This window comes from Comamonas sp. wu1-DMT, from assembly GCF_040187805.1.
Classification (GTDB): Bacteria; Pseudomonadota; Gammaproteobacteria; order Burkholderiales; family Burkholderiaceae_C; genus Comamonas; species Comamonas thiooxydans.
This window is the reverse complement of record NZ_JBANEM010000016.1, coordinates 81777-103807: the sequence shown is the minus strand read 5'-3', so window position 1 is coordinate 103807 and position 22031 is coordinate 81777. Positions and strand designations below refer to the sequence as shown.

The following is a 22031-nucleotide window of genomic DNA, read 5'->3' as shown; positions in this document are numbered from 1 at the left end:
GGGGTTCACTTCTTGCGCTTCATGCTGATCAGCTTGCCGTTGCTGGCATCGATCTCCAGCTTGACCACCTTGCCGTCGTTTTGCAGCAGCCGGATCTCGTAGACAAAGCGGCCGTCCTCGCGGTCGAACTCCACCTTGATGACCTGGCCCTGGTATTGCTGCTCGACCTGATCCAGAACGGTGCGCAGCGGCAGCACCTGGCCCTGGCGCAGGGCCTGACGGGCAAGCTCGTGGTCGTTGTCACCGGCATCCGAGGTGGCGGGCCACAGGCTCAGCGCGGCAAAGCCTGCCGTTGCCAGCAGCATGGCCAGCACGGCATGAAGGGCGCGCCGGCGTGGGCGGTGCGCAGATTGCGGGTCATTCGAGGCGTTGAGAAAAGACATGGCGAGAGGGCTGGAGTTGGAGGTGATGAGGTCTGGTAGCGGTCTGCAGCCAAGGTTATAGGCCTGCATCGATGAACGGAAGCTGAATGGCGGCTTCAGAAACGGTTCAGCCTGACTTGCGAACAATCGGCACCAACCCGCTGAGCAGTGCTTGTGCACTGGTGGGCCGTGTTTTGTCCCTTTCTTCGACCCAGCGACTGCAGGAGTTTTCATGTCCCATCTTCCCAGCCCGGCTTTTTCCATGTCCTCAGGCCCCCTATCCGTATTCCGCTCCCTGTGGCGTCGCAGCGGCGCGGTCTTGCTCGCAGGCGCGGCGCTGCTGTCGGCCGGCACTTGCCTGGCCGCAGAAAACTCCCTGGCGGATCGTGCCTCGGCCTCGGTGGCCGCCGTGCGCGGCATGGCGCTCGGACCGGCCCTGTCCATTCGCGATGTTTGCGACCGGCTGGAGAAGGCCGGCTATCGTGAATTCCAGGAAGTGGAATGGGACGACGGCCTCTACAAGGTCAAGGCCACGGCCAGCGATGGACGCTTTGTGAAGCTCTATGTCGACGGCCGTAGCGGCGAAGTGCTGCGCGTACGCACCAAGGGCTAGGATTGGCTCCGGATTCGATAGCTGTCAGAACCCTGCCGTTGTGGATTCCATGACGGTTTGCAGAGCAAAGAAGCCAGGTATTGGGCAAGGCGCTATGGTTTGAAGAGTTGTAAACGGCTGCGCTTTACTCGAAGTATTGTGAGCAAATGTGAAAGCTGTCGTCCTGGCGAGCCTGTGCCGCGTTGCAATGGAAAGGCAGACCGTGCAAGGTTTGCAGAGCAACTCATAACAGGGACTGCGGCGTATGGAATGTGCATGCGCCAATCAGGAGATTTCCATGCAAATCAATCAACGCTGGGGCCGCTTGGCCATGGTGAGCGCAATCGTTGCGGCTCTGTCGGCCTGTGCGGCCTATCCCCAGGGGGGCTACCAGAGCGGCGGCTACCAGGGAGGCTACTCCCAGGGTGCATATTCGGGTACAGGCTACCCTGGCAGCACACAGGCCTACCCCGTGGGCAACAACCAGGTCCAGACCTATCCCGCCAATAACTGCGGCTACAACAACCCCAACTGTTACTCGCAGCAGCCTCAGCAATACGCCCAGCAGGGCCGTGTGATGAATATCGAGACCGTGCGTGTACAGGACGGCAGCGGCATTGGCGCGGGCGGCGCGATTGCCGGTGGCGTGATCGGCGGTGTGCTGGGCAACCAGGTGGGCAAGGGCTCGGGCCGTACACTGGCGACCATCGCCGGTGTAGCTGCAGGCGCTTTTGCCGGCAACGCCGTGCAAAACAACATGGGCGGAGGCAGCGTGCGCGATATTTACCGCGTCACCGTGCAACTGCAGGACGGCAGCGTGCGCGCCCTGGACTACCAGCAGCCTCCGCAGCTGAGCATCGGCGAATATGTGCGCGTGGAAGGCAACCAGATCTTCCGCCGCTGAGCAGACAGGCGCACATAACAAAAGGGACTCCGAGGAGTCCCTTTTTACTTCACCAGTCAAGAGCAGTACAGCCTTGAAAACTGGCGTGTTCTCAAGCCAGAGATAGCAAGCAAGAGCCTAGGCGGCCCCGCCGCCCCGCAGCGGAGCTGTCGTCTCCCTGAAGGGGAAGGCGCAAAGCGCCTCAGGGGATTAGTGAAGTGTTTCGTTGCCCGGAGCCATGGGCTCGATACGGAAAAATCCCGTACCGGCCGTGCCGCGACCGATCTCTTCCTCGGTGGCCTCGCGCACGGCTTCGATCTTGAGGTGCAGGCGGATGGCGATTCCGGCCAGCGGGTGGTTGCCGTCCAGCACCACATGCTCGGGATAGATTTCGGTGACCGTGTAGAGCAGATCGGGAGGCACGGGGTTGGTGCCCTTGGGCATGGCCGTGCTCTCGAAACTCATGCCTTCCTCGATCTCCTCGGGGAACAGCTCGCGCTTTTCCAGGAAGATCAGGCTCTCGTCATAGTCGCCGAATGCCTCTTCGGGCTCCAGGTGCAGGTCCAGTGTGGTGCCTACGCCGTGGCCTTGCAGAGCCTCTTCGATGCGCTTGAACAGGTCATCGCCGCCGACAAGGAACTCCACGGGCTCGTCCAGCACGTCCAGCTCCTCGCCCAGGGTGTCTTTCAGTGTCCAGGTCAGGGCGACCACGCATTGTTGGGTAACTTCCATGGTGTGTGTATGCAGTTGGTGGGCCGCGGGCCAGTCCCGCAGCCGAAATTGAAACGCCGCCACGGCCGTGGCGCAATGGCAGGCATTGTCCCATGCGCTGCCCGCAACTGCAGCACAGGCCTTTTGTTACACCCTGCAAAAAGCACTTGCACAGCCTTCACATTGGCGCTCTTGCAGGCCTGCATACTGACCCCATCTCTGCTGCAAGTAATTTGCGGGCTTTAAGGAAGGCACCATGACCTCTCAGGAACAACAACTGCTGCAAGACCTGTGCGCCAGGCTGACGCTGACCCAGGGTCAGCCCAAGGACGCGCAGGCCGATGCCGAGCTGCGCCGTGGATTGAGCAACGCGCCCGACGCGGTCTACTGGCTGGCCCAGCGCACCTTGATGCTGGAGCAAGCCATTCAGCAGGCCCAGCAGCAGATCGGCGAGTTGCAGCAGCAGGTGAAGCTGGCCCAGCAAAGCCAGAGCCAGGGCGCCGGCAGCTTTCTCTCGGGCGGCCTGGGCACGCACTTCGGCCGCGCTCCCGAGCGCCATGCCGAGGATGGTGGCTACGCTGCCAATGCCCAGCCTCCCTATCAACCCCAGTACCAGCCGCAGAACCAGCCGCAAGTGGCGCCTCAACCTTCCAGCTGGCGCGACCGTTTCTTTGGCGGCGGCTCGGCGCCCCGTGCTGCAGCGCCGCAGGCCTACGGCCAGCCTGCAACCTCTGCCGGCAGCAGCTTCCTGGGCAATGCCGCAGCGGCCGCAGCCGGCGTGGCGGGCGGCATGTTTCTGTTCAACGGGCTGGAGAATCTGATGGGCGGCCATCACGCCGGCTCGGGCAGTCAGAGTGGCGGCGAAAGCAAGTCGCTGGCGCAGGACAGCAGCAACCAGGGCTTGCATGGCGACAGCGGCAATACCTCGAGCCTGGCCAACGATGCGGGCCTTGGCAGCATAGACAACTCAGTCAGCTTTGACAGCGGCAGTTGGGACGATGGCGGCGGCTTCTTTGACGATGACTTTGCCTGATTACATGCTTTGAGATTTTTGAGGCTCAAGCCCTTTTCCATCAAACGCTAGCAGCTATGGATTAGATAGTGAGAAGGAAAAAAGAAAGCCACCTGGCGTTTTCAAATCAGGTGGCTTTTTTAATTTCAGTAGCGATGGGCGCGAGCTTTAACTAGGGCGCGACCTAAGTGTGGGACAGCAAGCAAGCGCCGCCGCGCAGCAAAGCTGTCGTCCCCCCGCGAAGCAGAGAGGGGGAAGCGGCGGGGCCGCCTAGGCAAAGCCGCTCAGGGGGTCTTTAGAACGGATAGTGGCGTTCTGTGGTCTGCATGGTCACCCAGCGGGTTTCGGTAAAGGCATTGATGCCCTGCTGGCCGCCGAAATGGCCGTAGCCCGAGGCCTTGACGCCGCCAAACGGCATCTGGGCTTCGTCATGCACCGTGGGGCCGTTGATATGGCAGATGCCGGTCTCGATGCGCGCTGCCACACGCCAGCCACGGGCCGTGTCCCGGGTGAAGACTGCGGAGGACAGACCGAACTCGTTGTCATTGGCCGTGGCAATGGCTTCTTCCTCGCCGTTCACGCGCACGATGCCCTTGACCGGGCCGAAGGTCTCCTCGTGGAAGATGCGCATCGCCGGCGTCACATGGTCGATCAGCGTGGCGGGCATCAGGGTGTTCTCGGCCTTGCCGCCGCATACGATTTTTGCGCCCTTGGCCAGCGCGTCGTCGATCATGGCATTGCAGCGCTCCACCGTGGCCAGATCGACCACAGAGCCCAGCACCACGGGTCCCTTGCGCGGGTCACCCAGCGGCAGGCTGCGGGCCTTGGCGGCAAACTTGGCGATGAACTCGTCGGCCACCTTGTTATCCACCACAAAGCGCTCGGTGGACATGCAGATCTGGCCCGAGTTGGCAAACGCGCCAAAGGTGGCGGCGTTCACGGCCGCATCGATATCGGCATCGTCCAGCACCAGAAACGGGGCTTTGCCGCCGAGCTCCAGCAGTGCGGGCTTGAGATGCTTGGCGCAGGTCTGGCCGATGATGCGGCCCACACGTGTGGAGCCGGTAAAGCTCACGCGGCGCACGGCCGGATGGGCCACGATGGCCTCGACCACGCTGCCCGCATCGGCGGGCGCATTGGTCACAAAGTTCACCACGCCGGCGGGCAGGCCTGCGTCCTGCAGCGCTTCGATGATCAGGCCGTGGGTGGCGGGGCAGAGTTCCGAGCCCTTGAGAATCACGGTATTGCCGCAGGCCAGGGCCGTGGAGATGCTGCGCACGGCCAGAATCACGGGGGCATTCCAGGGCGCGATACCGAGCACCACGCCGGCGGGCTGGCGCACGGCCATGGCCAGGCTGCCGGGCACGTCGGAGGGGATGATCTCGCCATTGATCTGCGTGGTCAGCGAAGCCGCTTCCAGCAGCATGCTGGCGGCCAGATGCACGTTGAAGCCGGCCCAGATGCCCGATGCGCCGGTCTCGGCAGCCATGGCCGCGGCAATCGCTTCGCCCTTGGCTTCCAGCGCCTGCGAGGCCTTCATCAGCATCGCGCGGCGGGCGTTCGGCCCCAGTTGCGACCAGGCGGGGAAGGCTGCTGCCGCTGCATCGCAGGCGCGAATCGCGTCCTCGGTCGTGGCTGCCGGCGCGCGTGTGGCCACGCTGCCATCCAGCGGGTTCCTGCGTTCAAAGGTCGCGCCATTGCCGGCTGCGCATTCCTGGCCGGCTATCAGCATTTTTTGTTCGATCATTTTTCATCTCCTTTTGACGTGAAAGCAGTCATCAAAGCTGCCTGTTGTTCATACCGTTGAAATTAGACGCGGCCCAGCACAGAGGTGTCGAGCAAGGGCCTAGGCGGCCCAGCAGCCCCGCAGCGTGGGCTGCCCCAGCATGGGCTGCCCCAGCGATGGCATCGTCCCCCTCCGGGGGAAGCGGCGAAGCCGCTCAGGGGGATTCATCTCAGTGTTCTCCGCCCAAATAAGCGCGACGCACGGCGGGGCTGTTGCTGAGTTCTGTGGCCGAGCCTTCGCCCACAATGCGGCCCGTCTCCAGCAGATAGCCACGGTCGGCGATGGCCAGGCTCTGGCGCGCGTTCTGCTCCACCAGCAGCACGCCCATGCCCAGTGTCTTGATGCGCGCCAGGGCTGCGAACAGCTCTTTGCACATCAGCGGCGACAGGCCCAGCGAAGGCTCGTCCAGCAGCAGGATATCGGGCTGGCTCATGAGAGCGCGGCCCACGGCCACCATCTGCTGCTCGCCGCCGCTCATGGTGCGAACGACTTGCGGCAGGCGATCGCGCAGCTTGGGAAAGAGGGCGAAGACCTGCTCCAGATTGCTGGCCTCGTTGGCGCGTGCGCGCTGGGGCTGGGCTCCCAGCAGCAGGTTTTCCTTGACGTTGAGATCGCCGAATACGCCGCGCCCTTCGGGCACCAGGGCCAGGCCGGCTTGCACGATGGCATGCTGGGGCAGCTGCATCAGCTCCTGGCCCGCCAGCTGGGCGCTGGCGCCGGCCTGGGGCGTGACCATGCCGCCCAGCGCCTTGAGTAGGCTGGACTTGCCCGCTCCGTTGGCGCCCAGCATGACGACCAGCTCGCCGGGCTGAACCAGGAGGCTGACCTGGTGCAGCGCCTCATGCTTGCCGTAGCTCACCGAGATATTGCGCACTTCAAGCATGGCTGGCCTCCGCTGACCGGTCTTCATCTGCACTCACGTCTTCCCCCAGATAGGCACGCACCACCTCGGGCTCTTTGAGTACCTGGGCCGTGGGGCCGTCGGCTATTTTCGTGCCCGCGTTCATCACCACGCAGCGGCTGCACAGCGCGTGTACGGCGTCCATCACATGTTCGACCATGAGAATCGTCAGCCCCGTGGCCTGCAACTGCCGGATCAGTGCAATGCCCTGCTGCAGCTCCGTGGGGTTCAGGCCTGCCAGCCATTCGTCGAGCAGCAGGATCTGCGGCTCCAGCGCCAGCGCGCGGGCCAGCTCCAGGCGCTTCTGGTTGATATAGGTGAGCTCGCCCGCGGGAGTATTCGCCAATTCGGCCAGACCCACCTGATTCAGCAGTTGCAGGGCACGCGCAGCGGCAGGTTTGCCAAACAGCGGCCGGGGCTTGAAGGCCATGCCGGCAATGACGTTGTCGCTGCAGCTCATGGAGCCCAGCACCTTGACCAGCTGGAAGGTGCGTGCCACGCCCAGGCGGGCGATCTGGTGGCTTTTGAGCGGGTGGATGGGCTGGCCGTTGAATACGATCTCGCCGCCGTTGACGGGCAGGGCGCCCGAGATCAGATTCATGGCCGTGGTCTTGCCCGAGCCATTGGGGCCGAGCAGGCCCACGACCTCGCCCGGATAGACGTCAAAGCTCAGTGCGTTGACGGCCACCAGGCCGCCGAAGCGTTTGGTGGCACCGCGCACGGAAAGCAGGGTGGCGGTCTTCATGGCTGCTCTCCCTTGCTGGCCGCATTCCTGCCCAGCAGTCTGGCCAGCACGCCAGACAGGCCCTGGGGAATGAAGTACACGATCACGATGAATACCAGGCCCAGCAGAATCGAGAAATGGTTGGGGAAGTTGGCAGCCAGGTACTCGAACAGCAGCACCAGCGGCACGGCCCCCAGAATCGGGCCGAATAGCGCGCCGGCACCGCCGAGCAAGGCCATGATCAGGGTCTGGAACGAGACGGCAGGAGCAAAGGCAATGCTGGGGTCGATATAGGTCCAGCGCGGAGCCATGATGGCGCCCGTGACGGTGATGAACACGGCGCTGAGGGCGAACAGCAGCAGCTTGGCCGTGGTGGTGTTGATGCCCACATGGGTGGCCACGGTCTCGTCCTCCCCGATCACGCGCAGCGCCAGGCCCAGGCGCGAGCGGTTGATGAGGGCGCGCAGCGCCAGCACCAGGGCCAGCATGGCCAGCAACTGCCAGTAGATATCGAGCTGGGTGATCTCCACGAATACATAGCGGCCCAGGTCCTTGGTGATGTTGACTTCCCACCAGGTGACGAGCTGCTTGACCAGCTCGGCCAGGCCGAAGCTGAAGATCACGAAGTACACGCCCGACAGCCGCAGCGTGGACAGGCCCACGATCAAGGCCATGACCAGGCCCACGCCGGCCGCAATGCCCAGCACGGCGGCCCAGGGCAGGGACTCGCCGAACACGGCGGTGACATAGGCGCCCATGCCGAAGAAGGCGACGGTGGCCAGCGAGATATAGCGCGTGGGCCCCGAGAACAGCGCCCAGGCCGTGGCCAGCACGCAGTACATCAGAATGCTGATCATGAGCGAGAGGTAGTACTCATCCGTCAGCCAGCGCGGCAGCAGTGCCAGACCGGCGGTGGCGATGGCGCAGATGGCCCAGATCAGAATTTCTTTGCGGCTCATCGTGCAGTCCTCCCGAACAAACCGGTGGGCTTGAACAGCAGCACCAGCAGGAACACCGCGTAATTGACGGCCAGCGTCAGGCCGGGGTCGACAAAGGAGGCCACCAATGTTTCGGCAAAGCCCAGCAGCATGCCGGCCACCAGGCAACCCATGAGATTGCCCACGCCACCCATGATGACGACGATCAGCGCCTTCATGGCAAACATGGTGCCCATGCCGGCCGAGAAGGGCAGAAACATGCTGACCAGCACGCCGCAGACCGCCACCAGCGCGCCGCCCAGACCATAGGCCAGGGCCGCCGTGCTGCGCACATTGATGCCGACCAGATGTGCGAACTGAGGTGCCACGGACACGGCGCGCACCACGGCGCCGGCACGCGTGCGTGTCAGCAGCAGGTACAGGCCGCCGCCCAGCACGATGGCAAAGCCCAGCACCAGCAGACGGTTGGCCGCGACCTTGCTGCCCAGGATCTCCACGGGATCGGCCAGATAGCTGTAGCTGTGATAGTCGCCGCCGAACATCACCAGCATGACGCCCTGCACGACGAACAGCATGCCGAAGGTGGCCAGAATCGAATCCACCTCCAGCGCCGGTCCGCCCTTGGCGCGGCGCACCAGCGGCGTCAGCAGCAGCTGATAGATCAGCCACTGGATGACAAAGCCCAGCGGCACCACCAGCAGCACCAGAAGCAGTGGTGAAATACCCCAGCTGCTCACCGCAAAAAAGGCCAGAAAGGCCGGCGCAATCAGAAACTCCCCATACGAGAGATTCATGATGCGCGCCACGCCATACTGCAGCGTCAGCCCCATGGCCACCAGGCCGTAGAGCCCGCCCAGCATGGCGCCAGCGAGAAAGATGTCTATTAAATTCATAGCGTATACCGCTGGTGATTCATTGTTCTTGTTATGAAATCAATGCAAAGTGAAAGCGAGACATGCGCAACCAGCTCTTGTTTTGATAGTTATTGTGGAACTGGGCGAATGCCGGAATAGGCATGCCCCAGCAACGGGACAGCGAGGAAGGGCAGCCCCGCACCGAGGCTGTCGTCCCCCTCCCATAGCGCGAAGCGCGTAGAGAGAGGGGGAAGGCGCGCAGCGCCTCAGGGGGTGACCCGCGGTATCACCGCAGGCTTGACCCCCGCCCGGTTGGTCGGCGCAATCGCATTGAACTCGCCGTTCTGCCACTGGCCCACATGCCAGAGCTTGGTCAGCATCTGGCCTTCAAGCTTGACGGGGCCGAGCACGGTCTCGAAGCTGCCGCTCTTGAGTTCCTGCGTTACGGCGGCGCGATCGATCTTGCCCACGCGCTCGATGGCCTGCTGCAGCATCTGCAGCGAGGTGTAGACGATGGGGCTGGCAAAGCGGTCCGATTCCTGGCCGGTCACCTCCTTGAAGCGCTTGAGGTAAGCCTGCATCTGCGGGTTGCCGGCATCGATGCCACCCGGCGCCATCACGCCTTCGGCCGCTGCGCCGAACTTGCCCTTGAACATGGGGAATTGCGTGCCCACGCCGGTGAACAGCACCTTGGGAGCCAGGCCCAGCGTCCTGGCCTGCTCGTTGATCAGCATGGTGTCGGGTGGGTAGGAGTAGGCCACGAAGGTGTCGGCACCCTTGCCCTTGGCCTCGTTGATGACGGGCGTCATGTCCTGGGTGCCGATCGGATAGCTCTTGTCGTAGACCAGCTCGAAGCCATGCTGCTTGGCGGCCTTGCGCGTGGCATTGGCCAGCTCCACGCCAAAGCCGTCGGCGATGTTGATCATGGCGATCTTGTTGTTGATCTTGCCGTCCTTCTTGGCCTTTTCCAGCATGGCGACCAGACCCTCGGCATATTCGCCGCCCGTGCCCAGGAAGAAGAAGGCATGCTTCCAGCGCTTGGCCAGATCGGGGGCCTTGTCGGTCACCGAGGTGGCGGCCAGCAGCGGGTATTTGTGCTTTTCGTAGGTCGGCCCCACGGCCAGGTTGGAGCCCGTGCCCCAGGGCGGCAGCACGAAGTCCACCTTGTCCTGGGTGATCAGGCGCTCGGTGGCGCGCACGGCCTCCTCGGTGCTGGAGCGATCGTCGTATTCGATGACCTCGATGGGCACGCGCTTGTTGTAGGCCTTGAGCATGATGCCGCCGGCGTCGTTGATCTCCTTGACCCAGAGCTTGTAGTTGGGCGCCGTGGTCACGGAGGTTCCGCCCGCGTTGACGCCGGTCTTGGCAATTGCCCAGCCGATACGGATGGACTTGGGCGCTTCCTGGGCCAGGGCCTGGCCGCACAGACCCGCCAGGGCCGTGGCCGCGACCAGGCTTTTGAGAACAAAACGCTTGTCGGCGAATGTCATGCTTGTCTCCTTTTTATGGACGGGTGTCCGGGTTTTCGGCCATCGTAGGAAATCGCGGCGCAAGGGGCTTGTCTGTGCGTGCACTGCGTCTTGTCTGTGCATGCAAGTGTCTGTGGGTAAACACTGATTTCCCTGCGAGGCGCCGGTTTTGCCCGGACCCGGGTCCGGGTCGCTATGGATAATGAAGCATCCTGTTACTTCTTCAGGAGCCCAGATGCGGCCAGACATTCCTGCCTACCAAGTGACCGAGAAGATGACCGAGATGCAAGGTGCCCAAGCCGTGGGCGCCTGGCAGCACTGGATGTCAACGCTCTATGGACTGGAGAGCGATGTCTATGGCGATCAGCATTTCTCGGCGCGGCTGGGAACCTTGGAGCTGGGGCCGGTGGGCATGACCCGGATCGAGGCCAGCCGCCATCGCGTGCGGCGCACATCGGCCAGCATGGCGCGGCACAGCACGGACTTTCTCAAGATCGTGGCTCCTTGGCATGGCGAGGCCCGCGTCTGCCAGAACGGGCGCGAAGCCGTGGCGCGCAGCGGCCAGTGGCTGATCTATGACACCACGCAGGAGTACGAGGTGCTCAACCCCGAGTGGTGCGAGCATCTGATCATCACCCTGCCCAAAAGCCGCTTCGAAGACCATGGTCGCGCCATCGACGCGCTCATGGGGCGCTATGTGGGCGGCAGCGAAGGCGTGTCCCGCATTGCGCTGGACATGATGCGCGGCACTTTTGCCGAATGTCGGGCCATGGGCCAGGGTCTGGCCCAGCATGTGACGGATTCGCTGCTGCAGCTGATCCAGCTGTCCCTGCTCGATGCCTGCGGCCGTGCGGCCTCCCTGAGCGCCAGCGAGCTGCTGCTGGGCCGCATCAAGGCCTATGTGCGCCAGCATCTGCGCGATCCGGCCCTGAGCGTCGATGCCGTGGCCGCAGCGCTCAACTGCAGCAAGCGTCATCTCTACAACGCCTTTGCCGATGAGAGCCTGTCCATCAGCCAGCATATCTGGGCCGAGCGCGTGGCCCTGTTCCAGCGCGAACTGCTCAGTCCTGCCAATCGCCACTGCACCCTGACCGAGCTGGCGCTGGCTAGCGGCTTTGCCAGCGGCGCGCATCTGAGCCGCCTGTTCAAGCAGCACACGGGGCAGACGCCGGCGCAGTTCAGGGCAGGCATGTTTGGCTCCAAATTGCTCAATTAAGAGTTAAACAAGCCTCAGGTTCAGATGCTAAATACGCTGTAAGCTATCAATAAGGTAGCAATCCAAAAACAAAAAAGCCACCCGGCGTTTTCAAATCGGGTGGCTTTTTTGCGTGCTTGGCTGCGACCAAGAGCGTTGGATTGAGCATGCTCTGATTCAGTAATACCGAGCAAGGGCCGCCCCGCAGCGAAGGTATTGTCCCCCTCCCGCGCAGCGAGAGAGGGGGAAGCGGCAAAGCCGCTCAGGGGGAGCCTCAGATATCTATTCCGCACTTGCCCGGAGCCAGAATCCCATTGGGGTCCAGAGCACGCTTGATCTTGCGCTCGATATCGCGCTTGACCGGACCGTAGCTCTGCGCCACGCGCTCCTGGAAGGCCGTGTTCACGCGGTACACGGCATAGCCTTCCTTTTCGAACTCGTCCAGCAGCTCGGCAAAGCAGGCATTGGCACGCTTGGTTTCCTCTTCGTTGCTGCGGTCGTAGAGCACATCGATGACATGGTGCATATCGCGCCAGCCGACGATGAACTCGCCCACATAGTCCAGGCCATGCTTGTTGAGGATCTTCTTGGCCAGCGACTTCTGCTTGTCGCACTCGCTGCCGCGCGCCTGCGACACAGGGGCAAACCACATCGAGCCGCCACCCCCGCGCCAGTTGTAGAGGCCGAATTCCTGCAGGTTGGGCACGCCCGACATGAGCTGGGCACGGTACTTGAAGGGCTGGGTGTCGCCAGCCATTTCTTCGGTGATCAGACGGCCCTTGCCCAGCTTCTTGAGCGCGTCCTGCACGATCTTGAAGTTGACGTCGACCTGCTCCCTGGTGCCGTACAGCGCCGCGTAGACATTCCAGGCGCCCAGATGCTTGTCCTTCTGGATCTGCTTGAGGATGGCGTCGGGCGTATGGCCGGGCTCGGTGGTGTAGTCCGAGCGGCGGGTGTTGCAGGTGGATGCCTCCCACAGCACGCCCGCGATCACCACCGAATTGGGGATGACCTGGGCGATGCGCAGGGGGCGGATGAATTCCACGATCTCGGAGATATCGCTGTCTTCGTCGAACTGGATTTCCAGCGGCTTGAAGACCGGGGGCTTGGGCATCAACCAGAAACCCATCTTGGTGCAGATGCCGTAGTTGGACTGGGTGAACATGCCGTCCAGCGTCGGGCCGTAGCCCCATTTGAACACCTGCCAGGCCTTGTCGCCCTTGACGCCTCCCATGCCGGTGCGCAGCACATCGCCGTTGGCCATCACCACTTCCATGCCGCACTGCATCATGAAGTGTTCGCCATAAGGTGTGTAGCCCACGCCGCGGTCCATGGTGTTGCCCAGAGGGCCGGCAATGGCCGAAGGTGCCGAGAACGACAGCATCAAGGGAATCTTGTTCTCTTCGAGGTAGTCGTAGAGCATCTGGTAGGTCACGCCAGGCTCGACCAGGGCCGTGCACAGTTCGGGGTCCACGTGGATGATCTTGTTCATCTTGCGCAGATCCAGCACCACCTGGCCGCGCTGGCCCGGTGCGGCCGAGCCGTAGCCGAAGTTGCGGCCGGTGGAGATGGTCCACACGGGCACCTTGTGCGCGTTGCAGATCTTGACGACCTCTTGCACCTGCTCCACGGTGGTGGCAGTCACAACGGCGGAAGGTGTGTGCTCTTCGGTAGGCACAGCCATCATCACCTTGGTGTAGGGACGAACCAGTTCGTCCTTGATCATCACATTGTCTTCGCCCAGGGCCTTCTTGAATTGGGCGATGGCCGCATCGAAGCTGCTTTCGCTCATGCCCTTGGGCAGGGCCATGTATTTGCTTGTCATGCTCTGCTTTCCTTGTTTCTTAGATTACGCAGCTAAAGGACACGCGGGCTTCCTTGCCTGCTGCCGCCGTGGTGGTGTTCATGACTTGACCGGACGCCAGCGACCGACCCAGCGCCTGGGCCCAGTCAGCGGCGGCGCCGTCTACGCGATGGTGTTCCACGGCCAGCACGCGGCCACCGCTGGAGCGAACCAGGTCCAGCACCAACGTGGCCGAGGCGTCATCAAGCAGACCCACCAGTAGGGTTTCCTGGCTGTCGGTCAGCAGCTCGCCCAATTGGTTGAATGCGGCGCTGTCCAGACCTTGAAGGCCGGTGTGCACCACGTTGCGGGAGGTGCTCTGAACACCGGCCGCAAAGGCCTTGTCCAGCGCGCTGGCGTGCATGGAGGAGGTCACGGCCAGCACCTCGGCAGAGCGTGTGGCTGCGCTGGCGGTGCGGCCTGCAGCGGAGGTGGCAGCCTGTGCCCAGCCTATGCCGGAGACAGCCAGACCTGCAGCGGTCAGAGCTTTGAGAAGGGAGCGACGATCGGTTTGCATTGCATCGTCCTCCTTATTTCCTGGCTGGCTCGGCTGCCTTGGGGGCCTCTGTCTTGGACAGGTAGTTTGCCAAGTCTTCCAGCGTGGCGTCGTCGATATCGGTCACGCGAAAAGACGGCATTGCGTTCATGCCGTTGCGCGCAATGATCACGTAGGTCGCGGGCGGAAAGCCTCGCCCCTTGATGACGGGGCCTATGCCGGCTTCATGGCATTTGGCGCAGGTCTTTTCGTAGAAGCGCTGGCCGGGGCCAATGTTGTGAGAGTCCGCAGCCGAGGCGGCGAGGCTGAGGCCAGACAGCAGGGCTGCCAGGGCCAGTTGGGAGGCATGTTTCAACGTGGGTCTCCGGTGGTTCTGTGGGTCGGCAGACACAAGGCGCGGGCTAGGGCTCGCGCCTTGCCCATGCGGGCGCTGCACCTGAGGTCTTTGCCTCATGGCCCAGTGCCCGCGATGGAGGTTTCAAGCGAAGACAGGAGTCATGCCTGCCGGCTACGACTGCTGTCCTGGACGCTTTAGAAGGGGTAGTGACGTGCGGTGGTCTGCATGGTGATCCAGCGGGTGTCGGTAAAGGCATCGATACCGGCCTGGCCGCCAAAGTGGCCGTAGCCCGAGTTCTTCACGCCGCCGAAAGGCATCTGTGCCTCGTCGTGCACGGTGGGGCCGTTGACATGACAGATGCCCGCTTCGATGCGGCCGGCCACGCGCCAGCCGCGCGCTGTGTCCCTGGTGTAGACGGCGGAAGACAGGCCGAACTCGTTGTCGTTGGCCATGGCGATGGCCTGCTCTTCGCCACGTACGCGCACGATGGCTTTTACCGGGGCAAAGGTCTCTTCACGGAAGATTCGCATCTCGGGAGTCACGCCGTCTATCAGCGTGGCGGCCATCAAGGTGTCGTTGGCCTTGCCGCCGCAAAGAATCCTGGCACCCTTGCTCACGGCATCGTCGATGAGCTCGTTGACGCGGTTCACGGTGTTCATGTCCACGACTGAGCCCAGCACCACCGGTCCCTGGCGAGGGTCGCCCAGAGGCAGGGTCTGGGCGCGGCCCACCAGCTTGGCGATGAATTCCTCGGCCACGGCCTCGTCCACGATGATGCGCTCGGTGGACATGCATATCTGGCCCGAGTTGGCAAAAGCGCCAAAGGTGCAGCCGGCCACGGCGGAGTCGATGTCGGCATCGTCCAGCACCAGGAACGGTGCCTTGCCGCCCAGCTCCAGAATGACGGGCTTGAGGTATTTGGCACAGGTCTGGCCGATGATGCGGCCCACGCGCGTCGAGCCCGTGAAGTTCACGCGGCGTACGGCGGGGTGGGCCACCATGGCCTCGACCACGGCGCCGGCGTCTTCGGGCGCATTGGTCACGAAGTTCACCACGCCGGGCGGCAAGCCGCCTTCCTGCAGCGCTTCGATGATCAGGCCGTGCGTGGCAGGGCACAGTTCCGAGCCCTTGAGGATCACGGTGTTGCCGCAGGCCAGGGGCGTGGCAATGGCGCGTACGGCCAAGATGATGGGGGCATTCCAGGGGGCGATGCCCAGCACCACGCCAGCGGGCTGGCGCACGGCCATGGCCATGCTGCCGGGGATATCCGAAGGAATCAGCTGGCCGTTGATCTGGGTGGTCAGCGACGCGGCTTCGAGAAACATATTGGCGGCCAGATGCACATTGAAGCCGGCCCAGATGCCGGAGGCGCCGGTTTCTGCCGCCATGGCTGCGGCAAAGGCTTCGGCCTTGGCCTCCAGGGCCTGCGAGGCCTTCATCAGCATCAGCCTGCGTTCTGTGGGGCCCAGGGCCGCCCAGGCAGGGAAGGCCGCCTGAGCGGCTTCCACGGCACGCACGGCGTCGGCTGTTGTGGCGGCCGGGGCACGCGTGGCGACCGATCCGTCCAGAGGGTTTCTGCGCTCGAAAGTGGCGCCATTGCTGGCCTGTGCGGTCTGACCGCCGATGAGCATGCTTTGTTCAATCATCTTCGCTTCCTTCGCTACCAAGGTCGCGTGACCGCGGTCACTGCTTGTTGCTGCAAGTTGAAAAAAGTGGGAGCTGGTGCCGTTGCACAAGGCTTGTGTCACCGGGCTTGTCTCCCCCTTTTGTGGTGTTTCGCCTGACACTGGCGTGTGAGTGATCGTAGGAAAAGCCTTGGCAAGATGCTGTGCGCAATGTGCACAAACCGTTTGACGAATCGTGCACGCAACCTAGGGTTTGCACTAGTTTGAATGCAGTGTGGGAGATTCTTTCCGGCCTGAGCACGAAAGTGCTCACTTACCGATAATTGCTGTACTTTGTCGGTACAGGCAGAGATAGATACAACGAGGAGTCAAGGCCCATGACCGCGCCCGTGGTACTGAGTACCGATGGTCTTCCCGAGAAGGAAACTGCACCAGCCTGGCAGGGCTGGATGGCGCAGCTGTTCTCGGGTCTGGATACGGATCTGTATGGCGACACCTGTTTTGACGGGCATCTGAGCGTGGCATACGCCGGCGATGTGATGCTCACCAAGCTGGATGCCGGGCGCCATCGCGTCATACGCGACAGCCACCGTCTGCGCGACAGCGAAGCGGCCTATCTCAAGATCGTGGCGCCCTGGAGCGGCCATGCCGAGGTGGAACAGTACGGCAGCAAGGCCTGCGTGAGCAATGGCAGCTGGGCCATCTATGACACCTCGCAGCCCTATGTGGTGGCCAATCCCCGGCACACGGAGCACCTGATCATGATGGTGCCCAAACAGAGCATTGCCGAGCGAGGCCTGCGTCTGGAAAATCTCATGGGTCGATCGGTGGGGGGCAGCGCCGGCATTGCGCGCATTGCTCTGCAGACCATGCGCAGCACTTACCAGGAACTGGACAATATGACGGCACCGCTGGCGCGCCGCGCCGGGGAGTTGCTGGTGGATATGGTGCATCTGTCCCTGCAGGCCCTTGGCGGGCAGGCCACGGCGGTGACGCAGAAGCAGGCCCTGTACGACCGCATCTGCGAGCATGTGGCCAGCCATGTGCGCGACCCCGGGTTGTCAGTCGATCAGGTGGCCGAAGCACTCAATTGCAGCCGTCGGCATCTGCACAACGCCTTTGCGGGGCGAGACCAGTCGCTGGGCGGCTTCATCCAGCAGAGCCGACTGGAGCTTTGCATGCGGGAGCTGCATTCCCCGGCGCTCGCGCACCGCACCATTACAGACATTGCCATGGGCTGTGGTTTTGGCAACAGCGCGCACTTCAGCCGTTCCTTCAAGGCCTATGCCGGCATGTCGCCGTCCGAGTTCAGAGCGCTCGGTCATTGATCTGTGCCGACCAGCGTTTTCGAGGCCTATAGGACAATGCAGGCCGTTGCTTAGAAAGCAGGACTGTATTCATGGACATCAATACGCCGCTCACCCTGCTGGGTGGGCTCACCGCCTCTCAATTCATGCGCAAGCATTGGCATAAAAAGCCTTTGCTGGTGCGCCAGGCCATCCCCGGCTTCAAGGCCCCGATTCCGCGTGCTCGCCTGCTGGCCATGGCGGGCGAGGATGGCGTGGAGTCGCGCCTGATCCAGCAGCTCGAAGGCGACAACTGGAAGCTCAGCCACGGCCCGCTGTCCCGTCGCAGCCTGCCTGCATTGACCAAGCCGGGCTGGACCGTGTTGGTGCAGGGCGTGGACATGCATGACGCCAAGGCGCATGAGTTGCTGCAGCAATTCCGCTTTGTGCCCGAGGCGCGCCTCGATGATCTGATGATCAGCTTTGCCACCGATCAAGGAGGCGTAGGCCCGCATTTCGACAGCTATGACGTGTTTTTGCTGCAGGCCCAGGGCAGGCGCCGCTGGCGCATCGGTCGTCAAAAAGACCTGTCTCTGCAGCAGGGCAAGCCACTGAAAATCCTCTCCAATTTCGAGCCCGAGGAAGAGTTTGTTCTGGAGCCCGGCGACATGCTGTATCTGCCGCCCAAATGGGCGCATGACGGAGTGGCAGAAGGCGAATGCATGACGTATTCGATAGGCTTTCGCTCGCCCGATCGCAGCGAGCTGGGTCGCGAGTTGCTGCTGCGCATGTCGGACGAGCCCGACGAGCCCGAAACTCCGGTCATTTATCGCGACCCCAAGCAGGAGGCCGTGAGCAACCCGGCGCTGATTCCTGAAGGCATGTATGACTTTGCCCGCGAGGCACTGAAGAAGGCCATGGCCGAGCCGCTGGCGCTGGAGCGCGCGCTGGGCGAGTACCTGAGCGACCCCAAGCCCAATGTCTGGTTCGAGCATGGCGATGAAAACGGCATGTTCGAGAGCGTGGTGCTGGATCGCCGCACACGCATGATGTATGACGCCAAGCACATCTTCATCAATGGCGAAAGCTATCTGGCTGGCGGCCGCGATGCCACCTTGATGCGCAAGCTGGCAGACAGCCGAGCCCTGTCGCGCAAGGATCTGGCAACTGCCAGCGATGACGCGCTGGAGTTGCTGTCGTCGTGGTTTGATGCTGGCTGGGTTCGCTCCGGCGACTGAAACAGGGTGGACTTGTAACAGCGATCGTGCTAACTTACGGGTTTGTCCTCTGTGGCTCCTGCTGATTTCGCAGGCTTTGTGTAGGTTATGTAAATCTTTATCAAAGCTTTGTCAGGGATTTGACAGGAATAAATTTATGCTCCACAGTGTGGCTCAAGGCAAGCGTGGGCTTGCCCGGTAAATGAGAACGCACCGATTTGTGCAGAATTGTTTGGTTGCTGTCAGTGTTAGTCAGCAATGGGCAAAACTACCTATAATGCGGGCTGAGTCGAATTTATCGTTTGACCTGATCTGCCAGAGCGATCAATAGCTGCAAAAGGCTGACCGTAATGGCAATCTGCATACCGTCTGCTGAACCTACCATTTAGGAAACTGTCATGAAGAACTCTCTGATTCTGGCTACCGTGATCGCTGCTGCTGCTCTGGCTGCTTGCGGCAAGAAGGAAGAAGCTCCTGCTGCTCCCGCTCCTGCTGTGGAAGCTCCTGCTGCTCCCGCACCTGCTGCTGAAGCTCCTGCTGCTCCCGCCGCTGACGCTGCTGCTCCTGCCGCTGACGCTCCTGCTGCCCCCGCCGCTGACGCTCCTGCTGCTCCTGCCGCTGACGCTCCTGCTGCTCCCGCCGCTGAAGCTCCTGCTGCCAAGTAATTCGCTGCATCAGCCAGCTTGAGGCCCAGGCCTCAAGCATGAAAAAACCGCACTCAGGTGCGGTTTTTTTACGTCTGGATTTCGCAGCGGATTTTCGAGCTGCGGATGCCTGCCGGCATACAAGGTCTGCACCTGTAATTTGCACTTGGGCGGATTTTGGCGGGCAAGCGCACGCCATGAGCGGCAGCCCCCAAGCCGAAGTTCGATTCGTTAGGACATGAAAAAAGCCACCAGAGCTGAGTCCGGTGGCTTTTGTATGGGGTGCAGCGCTCTTTACTTCAGATCATCGGTGATGATGCGCACGATACGCTGGCCGTTGGCGGAGCTGTCCGGCTGGCCTTGCTCATTGAGCACGCTAACTTGGGACTTGTTGCCGTCACCCTTGACCTGGATCTGATACTTCTGAGGCGCGGCAGCTTCCTTGCCCTGGCTGAAGATCTTGCTGAAGAAGCCCTTGGACTCAGGCTTGGCGTTCGGGTCCACGTAGCGCACGTAGTAGAGGCCGCGGCTGCGGTCGCGGTCTTCCACGGTGAAGCCGGTGCGGTCCAGCGCCACGCCAACGCGGCGCCATGCGCGCTCAAAGCCTTCTTCCAGCTGCAGCGTGGGCACGCCGTTGATGGTGTCCATGCGTGCGCCGGTCGAGGTGGTAGCTGCAGACTTGTCCGCCTTGGCGACGGCAGAGGCCTGCTCTTCGCTCACGCCCAGCTTGACCATGATGCGGCGCAGGAATTCGGTTTCCAGTTCGGGGTCGCGAGGACGTGGTTGCCAGATGGTGTTGTCCTTGCGCTCGCTGGTGTAGACCTCCTGCATGCCACGGTGGGTGACATAGATGCGGGTCTTGCCATCGGGTTCGCGCTCCAGGCGGGTGCGGAATTTGTCTCGCTCGCTGGTGGAATAGAGCGAATCGAACACCTTGCCCAGGCTTTTGCGGATGATGTCCTGAGGCAGCTTGGCGCGGTTTTCGGCCCAGTCGGTCTCGAGAATGCCCAGTTGACGGTCTTCCATCGAGTAGATGAAGCCGTTTTCCAGCCAGAAGTCGCGAGTGGGCTCCCAGAGCTTGTCGGCTGCACGATCAACCACGAGCCAATGCTCGGCACCGTCGCGCTCGATGCGGACGTCGCCAATCTTGTTGGCCGCGGTGTTGTTGTCGGCAGGCTTGGCGGCCTTGGCATTGGCCTGCATGGCAGCAGCGGATACCACGCCACCAGGGACGGTATAGCGCGAGTCTTGCGACAGCTGCGTCAGATCCGGAGGGACTTCAAGAGAGGGAGCTTGATTCTTGCCCGCGCTCTTGTAGTCGATCTTGGTCTCTTGGAACGTGGTCGTGCAGGCAGACAGGCCCAGCGCGATGCTGAGCAGGCTCAAACGTGCTGTTTGTTGTTTCACGCGGATTGTCCTTGGGTAGCGTTCAAGCTATGTGCGAAAAACCGCTAGCTTAGCGCAACTCGATCAGAGTACGCCAACTTTACGCAGAGCATCCTCAACAACTGCTTCGCATTGCTCGCTCAGCGGCGTCATGGGCAGGCGCATGGCGGGGCCGCACAAACCCATGCGGGCTGCTGCCCATTTCACGGGAATGGGATTGGCTTCCACAAACAGGCTCTTGTGCAGGGGCATGAGCTTGAACTGGATTTCCATGGCGCGCTTGGTATCGCCGGCCATGGCGGCCTTGCACAACTCGCTCATCAGGCGGGGCGCGACGTTGGCCGTCACGCTGATATTGCCGTGGCCGCCGCACAGCATCAGTGCCACGGCGGTGGGGTCGTCACCGGAGTAGACGCCGAAGCCGGCAGGCACGTCGCGGATCAGCCATTGGGCACGCTCGATGTTGCCGGTGGCTTCCTTGATGCCGATGATGCCGGGGATCTGGGCCAGGCGCAGCACGGTGTCATGCTGCATGTCCGCAACCGAGCGGCCGGGCACGTTGTACAGGACCACGGGCAGGTCGCCAGTGGCTTCGGCGATGGCCTTGAAGTGCTGGTACTGGCCTTCCTGTGTGGGCTTGTTGTAGTAGGGAACGACCTGCAGCTGGCTGTCGGCGCCCACCTTCTTGGCGTATTTGGCCAGCTCGATGGCTTCGTGCGTGCTGTTGGCACCGCAGCCGGCCATGATGGAGACGCGACCGGCGGCCTGTTCCACGGCGACACGAATGATTTCGCAATGCTCTTCGACATTCACGGTGGGCGATTCACCGGTGGTGCCGACCACACCGATGCAGTTGGTGCCTTCGGCCACATGCCAGTCGATGAGTTTGCGCAGCGACGGGTAGTCGACGCTACCGTCTTCGAGCATGGGCGTAATGAGGGCAACAATGCTGCCAGTGAGAGCAACGGAGGGTGATGTCATATCCGCAATCAGAAAACGGTAAAAATGAATTCTACAAACAGGGACAGGGTGCAGGCAGTGGTTTGCGATCAACAGTGTCTAGCAAAACTCTGTTTTTGTCGAAGTGTTGTTGATAAATGACGAAATGACGAAATATTTAATTTCTGTGCGTCATATTGTTCGTTGATCGTGGCTTTGTTTCGGACGGCATAGCTGCAATCTGGCGGCTTTGCAAGTTTTGCTCAATGCGGCCCGGCCGTTTTCCTCAAAGCCTGCAGGCAGGCCCGGCGACCGTGGTTCCTGCCCCGCCGGCATCGCTTCAGTTCGCGCTGTAGTTCCAGGCGCTGATATGGGCCTGCGCCAGTCGCTCCATGAAGTCCTCGGCATCTGCCGAGCGCACCACGGTCACGCGCAGGCTGTCGTCATCGGTGGCCAGCTTGATCAGGGCCAGCTGGCGGCCGGCCAGATGCTCGGCCATATGCTCCAGGCCCGATTCAACACCGTCAGCGGGCGTGTCCCACTGCCAGTCATCGGTGCCGGGAAGCCAGCGCGTGTTCGCAATGCCGTCGGCATCCTTCCAGTCAAAGCGGGCGAACTGACTGGCAACGGCAAGCAGATGCACCCAGTACAGGGTCAGCGCGTTTTCACCAGCGGGCAGATGCATGACATCGGGGTCGATCTCGTCATCTTCGTCCCAGCCCATGTCGTCAGGATCAGGTGCCGCCACGCAGTCGCGCCATTGCTGCAGCAGTTCTGCGGTCCGGCTTTCGTCATTCAGGCAGAGGATGCGCGATATATCCTGCATCCAGG

At 62.3% G+C, this 22031-nt stretch carries 22 protein-coding genes; 7 read left to right on the top strand and 15 right to left on the bottom strand.

What is annotated here, in order from left to right:
• Positions 1-5 precede the first annotated feature (5 nt).
• Positions 6-314 carry a PepSY domain-containing protein gene (locus V8Z78_RS20625; RefSeq protein ID WP_012837366.1) on the bottom strand — a complete coding sequence of 103 codons (309 nt, stop codon included), beginning with the start codon at positions 312-314 and terminating at the stop codon, positions 6-8.
• A gap of 280 nt (positions 315-594) precedes the next feature.
• On the opposite strand from V8Z78_RS20625, the gene V8Z78_RS20620 reads away from it, so the two are divergent.
• Positions 595-975: a PepSY domain-containing protein gene (locus V8Z78_RS20620; RefSeq protein WP_349732033.1), complete on the top strand. Its 381-nt coding sequence runs from the start codon at positions 595-597 to the stop codon at positions 973-975.
• Positions 976-1252: 277 nt separating this feature from the next.
• Positions 1253-1858, top strand: coding sequence for a glycine zipper 2TM domain-containing protein (locus V8Z78_RS20615; RefSeq protein WP_003064528.1), 606 nt, complete (start codon positions 1253-1255; stop codon positions 1856-1858).
• 189 nt (positions 1859-2047) lie between these two features.
• On the opposite strand, the gene V8Z78_RS20610 is transcribed toward V8Z78_RS20615, so the two are convergent.
• Positions 2048-2569 carry an FKBP-type peptidyl-prolyl cis-trans isomerase gene (locus V8Z78_RS20610; protein ID WP_003064531.1) on the bottom strand — a complete coding sequence of 174 codons (522 nt, stop codon included), beginning with the start codon at positions 2567-2569 and terminating at the stop codon, positions 2048-2050.
• 235 nt (positions 2570-2804) lie between these two features.
• Between V8Z78_RS20610 and V8Z78_RS20605 the strand changes: the two genes are divergently transcribed.
• Positions 2805-3581 (top strand): DUF2076 domain-containing protein, encoded by a 777-nt coding sequence (locus tag V8Z78_RS20605; protein WP_349732032.1) that lies wholly within the window; start codon positions 2805-2807, stop codon positions 3579-3581.
• A gap of 274 nt (positions 3582-3855) precedes the next feature.
• Here the strand turns inward: V8Z78_RS20605 and V8Z78_RS20600 are convergent, their stop codons facing one another.
• The 6 genes from V8Z78_RS20600 to V8Z78_RS20575 all read right to left on the bottom strand — a co-directional run bounded on the left by V8Z78_RS20600 (position 3856) and on the right by V8Z78_RS20575 (position 10253).
• Entirely contained in the window at positions 3856-5307 is a 1452-nt protein-coding gene (locus V8Z78_RS20600) for an aldehyde dehydrogenase (protein ID WP_279090407.1), read from the bottom strand.
• Between the two features lie 208 nt (positions 5308-5515).
• Positions 5516-6229 (bottom strand): ABC transporter ATP-binding protein, encoded by a 714-nt coding sequence (locus V8Z78_RS20595; protein WP_349732031.1) that lies wholly within the window; start codon positions 6227-6229, stop codon positions 5516-5518.
• Positions 6222-6992 (bottom strand): ABC transporter ATP-binding protein, encoded by a 771-nt coding sequence (locus V8Z78_RS20590; RefSeq protein WP_349732030.1) that lies wholly within the window; start codon positions 6990-6992, stop codon positions 6222-6224. Before V8Z78_RS20590 ends, V8Z78_RS20595 begins: the two co-directional genes overlap by 8 nt.
• Positions 6989-7930 (bottom strand): branched-chain amino acid ABC transporter permease, encoded by a 942-nt coding sequence (locus V8Z78_RS20585; protein WP_003064547.1) that lies wholly within the window; start codon positions 7928-7930, stop codon positions 6989-6991. The genes V8Z78_RS20590 and V8Z78_RS20585 overlap by 4 nt, the downstream gene beginning before the upstream one ends.
• Entirely contained in the window at positions 7927-8802 is an 876-nt protein-coding gene (locus tag V8Z78_RS20580; RefSeq protein ID WP_349732029.1) for a branched-chain amino acid ABC transporter permease, read from the bottom strand. The genes V8Z78_RS20585 and V8Z78_RS20580 overlap by 4 nt, the downstream gene beginning before the upstream one ends.
• A gap of 227 nt (positions 8803-9029) precedes the next feature.
• Entirely contained in the window at positions 9030-10253 is a 1224-nt protein-coding gene (locus tag V8Z78_RS20575; RefSeq protein WP_045838289.1) for an amino acid ABC transporter substrate-binding protein, read from the bottom strand.
• A 214-nt stretch (positions 10254-10467) separates the two neighbouring features.
• Between V8Z78_RS20575 and V8Z78_RS20570 the strand changes: the two genes are divergently transcribed.
• Positions 10468-11448 (top strand): AraC family transcriptional regulator, encoded by a 981-nt coding sequence (locus V8Z78_RS20570; protein ID WP_003064557.1) that lies wholly within the window; start codon positions 10468-10470, stop codon positions 11446-11448.
• A gap of 253 nt (positions 11449-11701) precedes the next feature.
• On the opposite strand, the gene V8Z78_RS20565 is transcribed toward V8Z78_RS20570, so the two are convergent.
• The 4 genes from V8Z78_RS20565 to V8Z78_RS20550 all read right to left on the bottom strand — a co-directional run bounded on the left by V8Z78_RS20565 (position 11702) and on the right by V8Z78_RS20550 (position 15749).
• Complete coding sequence (locus V8Z78_RS20565) at positions 11702-13252, bottom strand: FAD-binding oxidoreductase (RefSeq protein WP_003064558.1); 1551 nt, start codon at positions 13250-13252, stop codon at positions 11702-11704.
• Positions 13253-13271: 19 nt separating this feature from the next.
• Entirely contained in the window at positions 13272-13787 is a 516-nt protein-coding gene (locus tag V8Z78_RS20560; protein WP_349732028.1) for a hypothetical protein, read from the bottom strand.
• A 13-nt stretch (positions 13788-13800) separates the two neighbouring features.
• Positions 13801-14121 (bottom strand): c-type cytochrome, encoded by a 321-nt coding sequence (locus V8Z78_RS20555; RefSeq protein WP_012837377.1) that lies wholly within the window; start codon positions 14119-14121, stop codon positions 13801-13803.
• A gap of 176 nt (positions 14122-14297) precedes the next feature.
• On the bottom strand, positions 14298-15749 hold the full coding sequence (locus V8Z78_RS20550; protein ID WP_349732027.1) for an aldehyde dehydrogenase: 1452 nt from the start codon (positions 15747-15749) through the stop codon (positions 14298-14300).
• Positions 15750-16105: 356 nt separating this feature from the next.
• Between V8Z78_RS20550 and V8Z78_RS20545 the strand changes: the two genes are divergently transcribed.
• The 3 genes from V8Z78_RS20545 (at position 16106) to V8Z78_RS20535 (ending at position 18896) form a co-directional block, all read left to right on the top strand.
• Complete coding sequence (locus V8Z78_RS20545; protein WP_179625674.1) at positions 16106-17056, top strand: AraC-like ligand-binding domain-containing protein; 951 nt, start codon at positions 16106-16108, stop codon at positions 17054-17056.
• 71 nt (positions 17057-17127) lie between these two features.
• Positions 17128-18252, top strand: a complete 1125-nt coding sequence (locus V8Z78_RS20540; RefSeq protein ID WP_012837381.1) for a JmjC domain-containing protein — start codon at positions 17128-17130, stop codon at positions 18250-18252.
• Between the two features lie 377 nt (positions 18253-18629).
• Positions 18630-18896 carry a hypothetical protein gene (locus tag V8Z78_RS20535; RefSeq protein WP_034359978.1) on the top strand — a complete coding sequence of 89 codons (267 nt, stop codon included), beginning with the start codon at positions 18630-18632 and terminating at the stop codon, positions 18894-18896.
• Between the two features lie 273 nt (positions 18897-19169).
• Here V8Z78_RS20535 and bamC read toward each other — a convergent pair whose 3' ends face one another.
• The 3 genes from bamC to V8Z78_RS20520 all read right to left on the bottom strand — a co-directional run bounded on the left by bamC (position 19170) and on the right by V8Z78_RS20520 (position 22026).
• A complete protein-coding gene (gene bamC / locus V8Z78_RS20530) occupies positions 19170-20282 on the bottom strand; it encodes an NlpB/DapX family lipoprotein (RefSeq protein WP_039049897.1) in 1113 nt (370 codons plus the stop codon).
• 63 nt (positions 20283-20345) lie between these two features.
• Positions 20346-21242, bottom strand: a complete 897-nt coding sequence (gene dapA / locus V8Z78_RS20525; RefSeq protein ID WP_003064577.1) for a 4-hydroxy-tetrahydrodipicolinate synthase — start codon at positions 21240-21242, stop codon at positions 20346-20348.
• Between the two features lie 298 nt (positions 21243-21540).
• Positions 21541-22026, bottom strand: coding sequence for a DUF6630 family protein (locus V8Z78_RS20520; protein ID WP_349732026.1), 486 nt, complete (start codon positions 22024-22026; stop codon positions 21541-21543).
• Positions 22027-22031: the final 5 nt, after the last annotated feature.

Coding starts and splice junctions, on each gene's coding strand:
- V8Z78_RS20610 (WP_003064531.1), bottom strand. CDS start 2,569: ATGGAAGTTACCCAACAATGCGTGGTCGCCCTGACCTGGACACTGAAA.
- V8Z78_RS20585 (WP_003064547.1), bottom strand. CDS start 7,930: ATGAGCCGCAAAGAAATTCTGATCTGGGCCATCTGCGCCATCGCCACC.
- V8Z78_RS20570 (WP_003064557.1), top strand. CDS start 10,468: ATGCGGCCAGACATTCCTGCCTACCAAGTGACCGAGAAGATGACCGAG.
- V8Z78_RS20590 (WP_349732030.1), bottom strand. CDS start 6,992: ATGAAGACCGCCACCCTGCTTTCCGTGCGCGGTGCCACCAAACGCTTC.
- V8Z78_RS20600 (WP_279090407.1), bottom strand. CDS start 5,307: ATGATCGAACAAAAAATGCTGATAGCCGGCCAGGAATGCGCAGCCGGC.
- V8Z78_RS20565 (WP_003064558.1), bottom strand. CDS start 13,252: ATGACAAGCAAATACATGGCCCTGCCCAAGGGCATGAGCGAAAGCAGC.
- V8Z78_RS20595 (WP_349732031.1), bottom strand. CDS start 6,229: ATGCTTGAAGTGCGCAATATCTCGGTGAGCTACGGCAAGCATGAGGCG.
- V8Z78_RS20560 (WP_349732028.1), bottom strand. CDS start 13,787: ATGCAAACCGATCGTCGCTCCCTTCTCAAAGCTCTGACCGCTGCAGGT.
- V8Z78_RS20615 (WP_003064528.1), top strand. CDS start 1,253: ATGCAAATCAATCAACGCTGGGGCCGCTTGGCCATGGTGAGCGCAATC.
- V8Z78_RS20545 (WP_179625674.1), top strand. CDS start 16,106: ATGACCGCGCCCGTGGTACTGAGTACCGATGGTCTTCCCGAGAAGGAA.
- V8Z78_RS20605 (WP_349732032.1), top strand. CDS start 2,805: ATGACCTCTCAGGAACAACAACTGCTGCAAGACCTGTGCGCCAGGCTG.
- dapA (WP_003064577.1), bottom strand. CDS start 21,242: ATGACATCACCCTCCGTTGCTCTCACTGGCAGCATTGTTGCCCTCATT.
- V8Z78_RS20535 (WP_034359978.1), top strand. CDS start 18,630: ATGAAGAACTCTCTGATTCTGGCTACCGTGATCGCTGCTGCTGCTCTG.
- V8Z78_RS20520 (WP_349732026.1), bottom strand. CDS start 22,026: ATGCAGGATATATCGCGCATCCTCTGCCTGAATGACGAAAGCCGGACC.
- V8Z78_RS20620 (WP_349732033.1), top strand. CDS start 595: ATGTCCCATCTTCCCAGCCCGGCTTTTTCCATGTCCTCAGGCCCCCTA.
- V8Z78_RS20575 (WP_045838289.1), bottom strand. CDS start 10,253: ATGACATTCGCCGACAAGCGTTTTGTTCTCAAAAGCCTGGTCGCGGCC.
- V8Z78_RS20540 (WP_012837381.1), top strand. CDS start 17,128: ATGGACATCAATACGCCGCTCACCCTGCTGGGTGGGCTCACCGCCTCT.
- V8Z78_RS20580 (WP_349732029.1), bottom strand. CDS start 8,802: ATGAATTTAATAGACATCTTTCTCGCTGGCGCCATGCTGGGCGGGCTC.
- V8Z78_RS20550 (WP_349732027.1), bottom strand. CDS start 15,749: ATGATTGAACAAAGCATGCTCATCGGCGGTCAGACCGCACAGGCCAGC.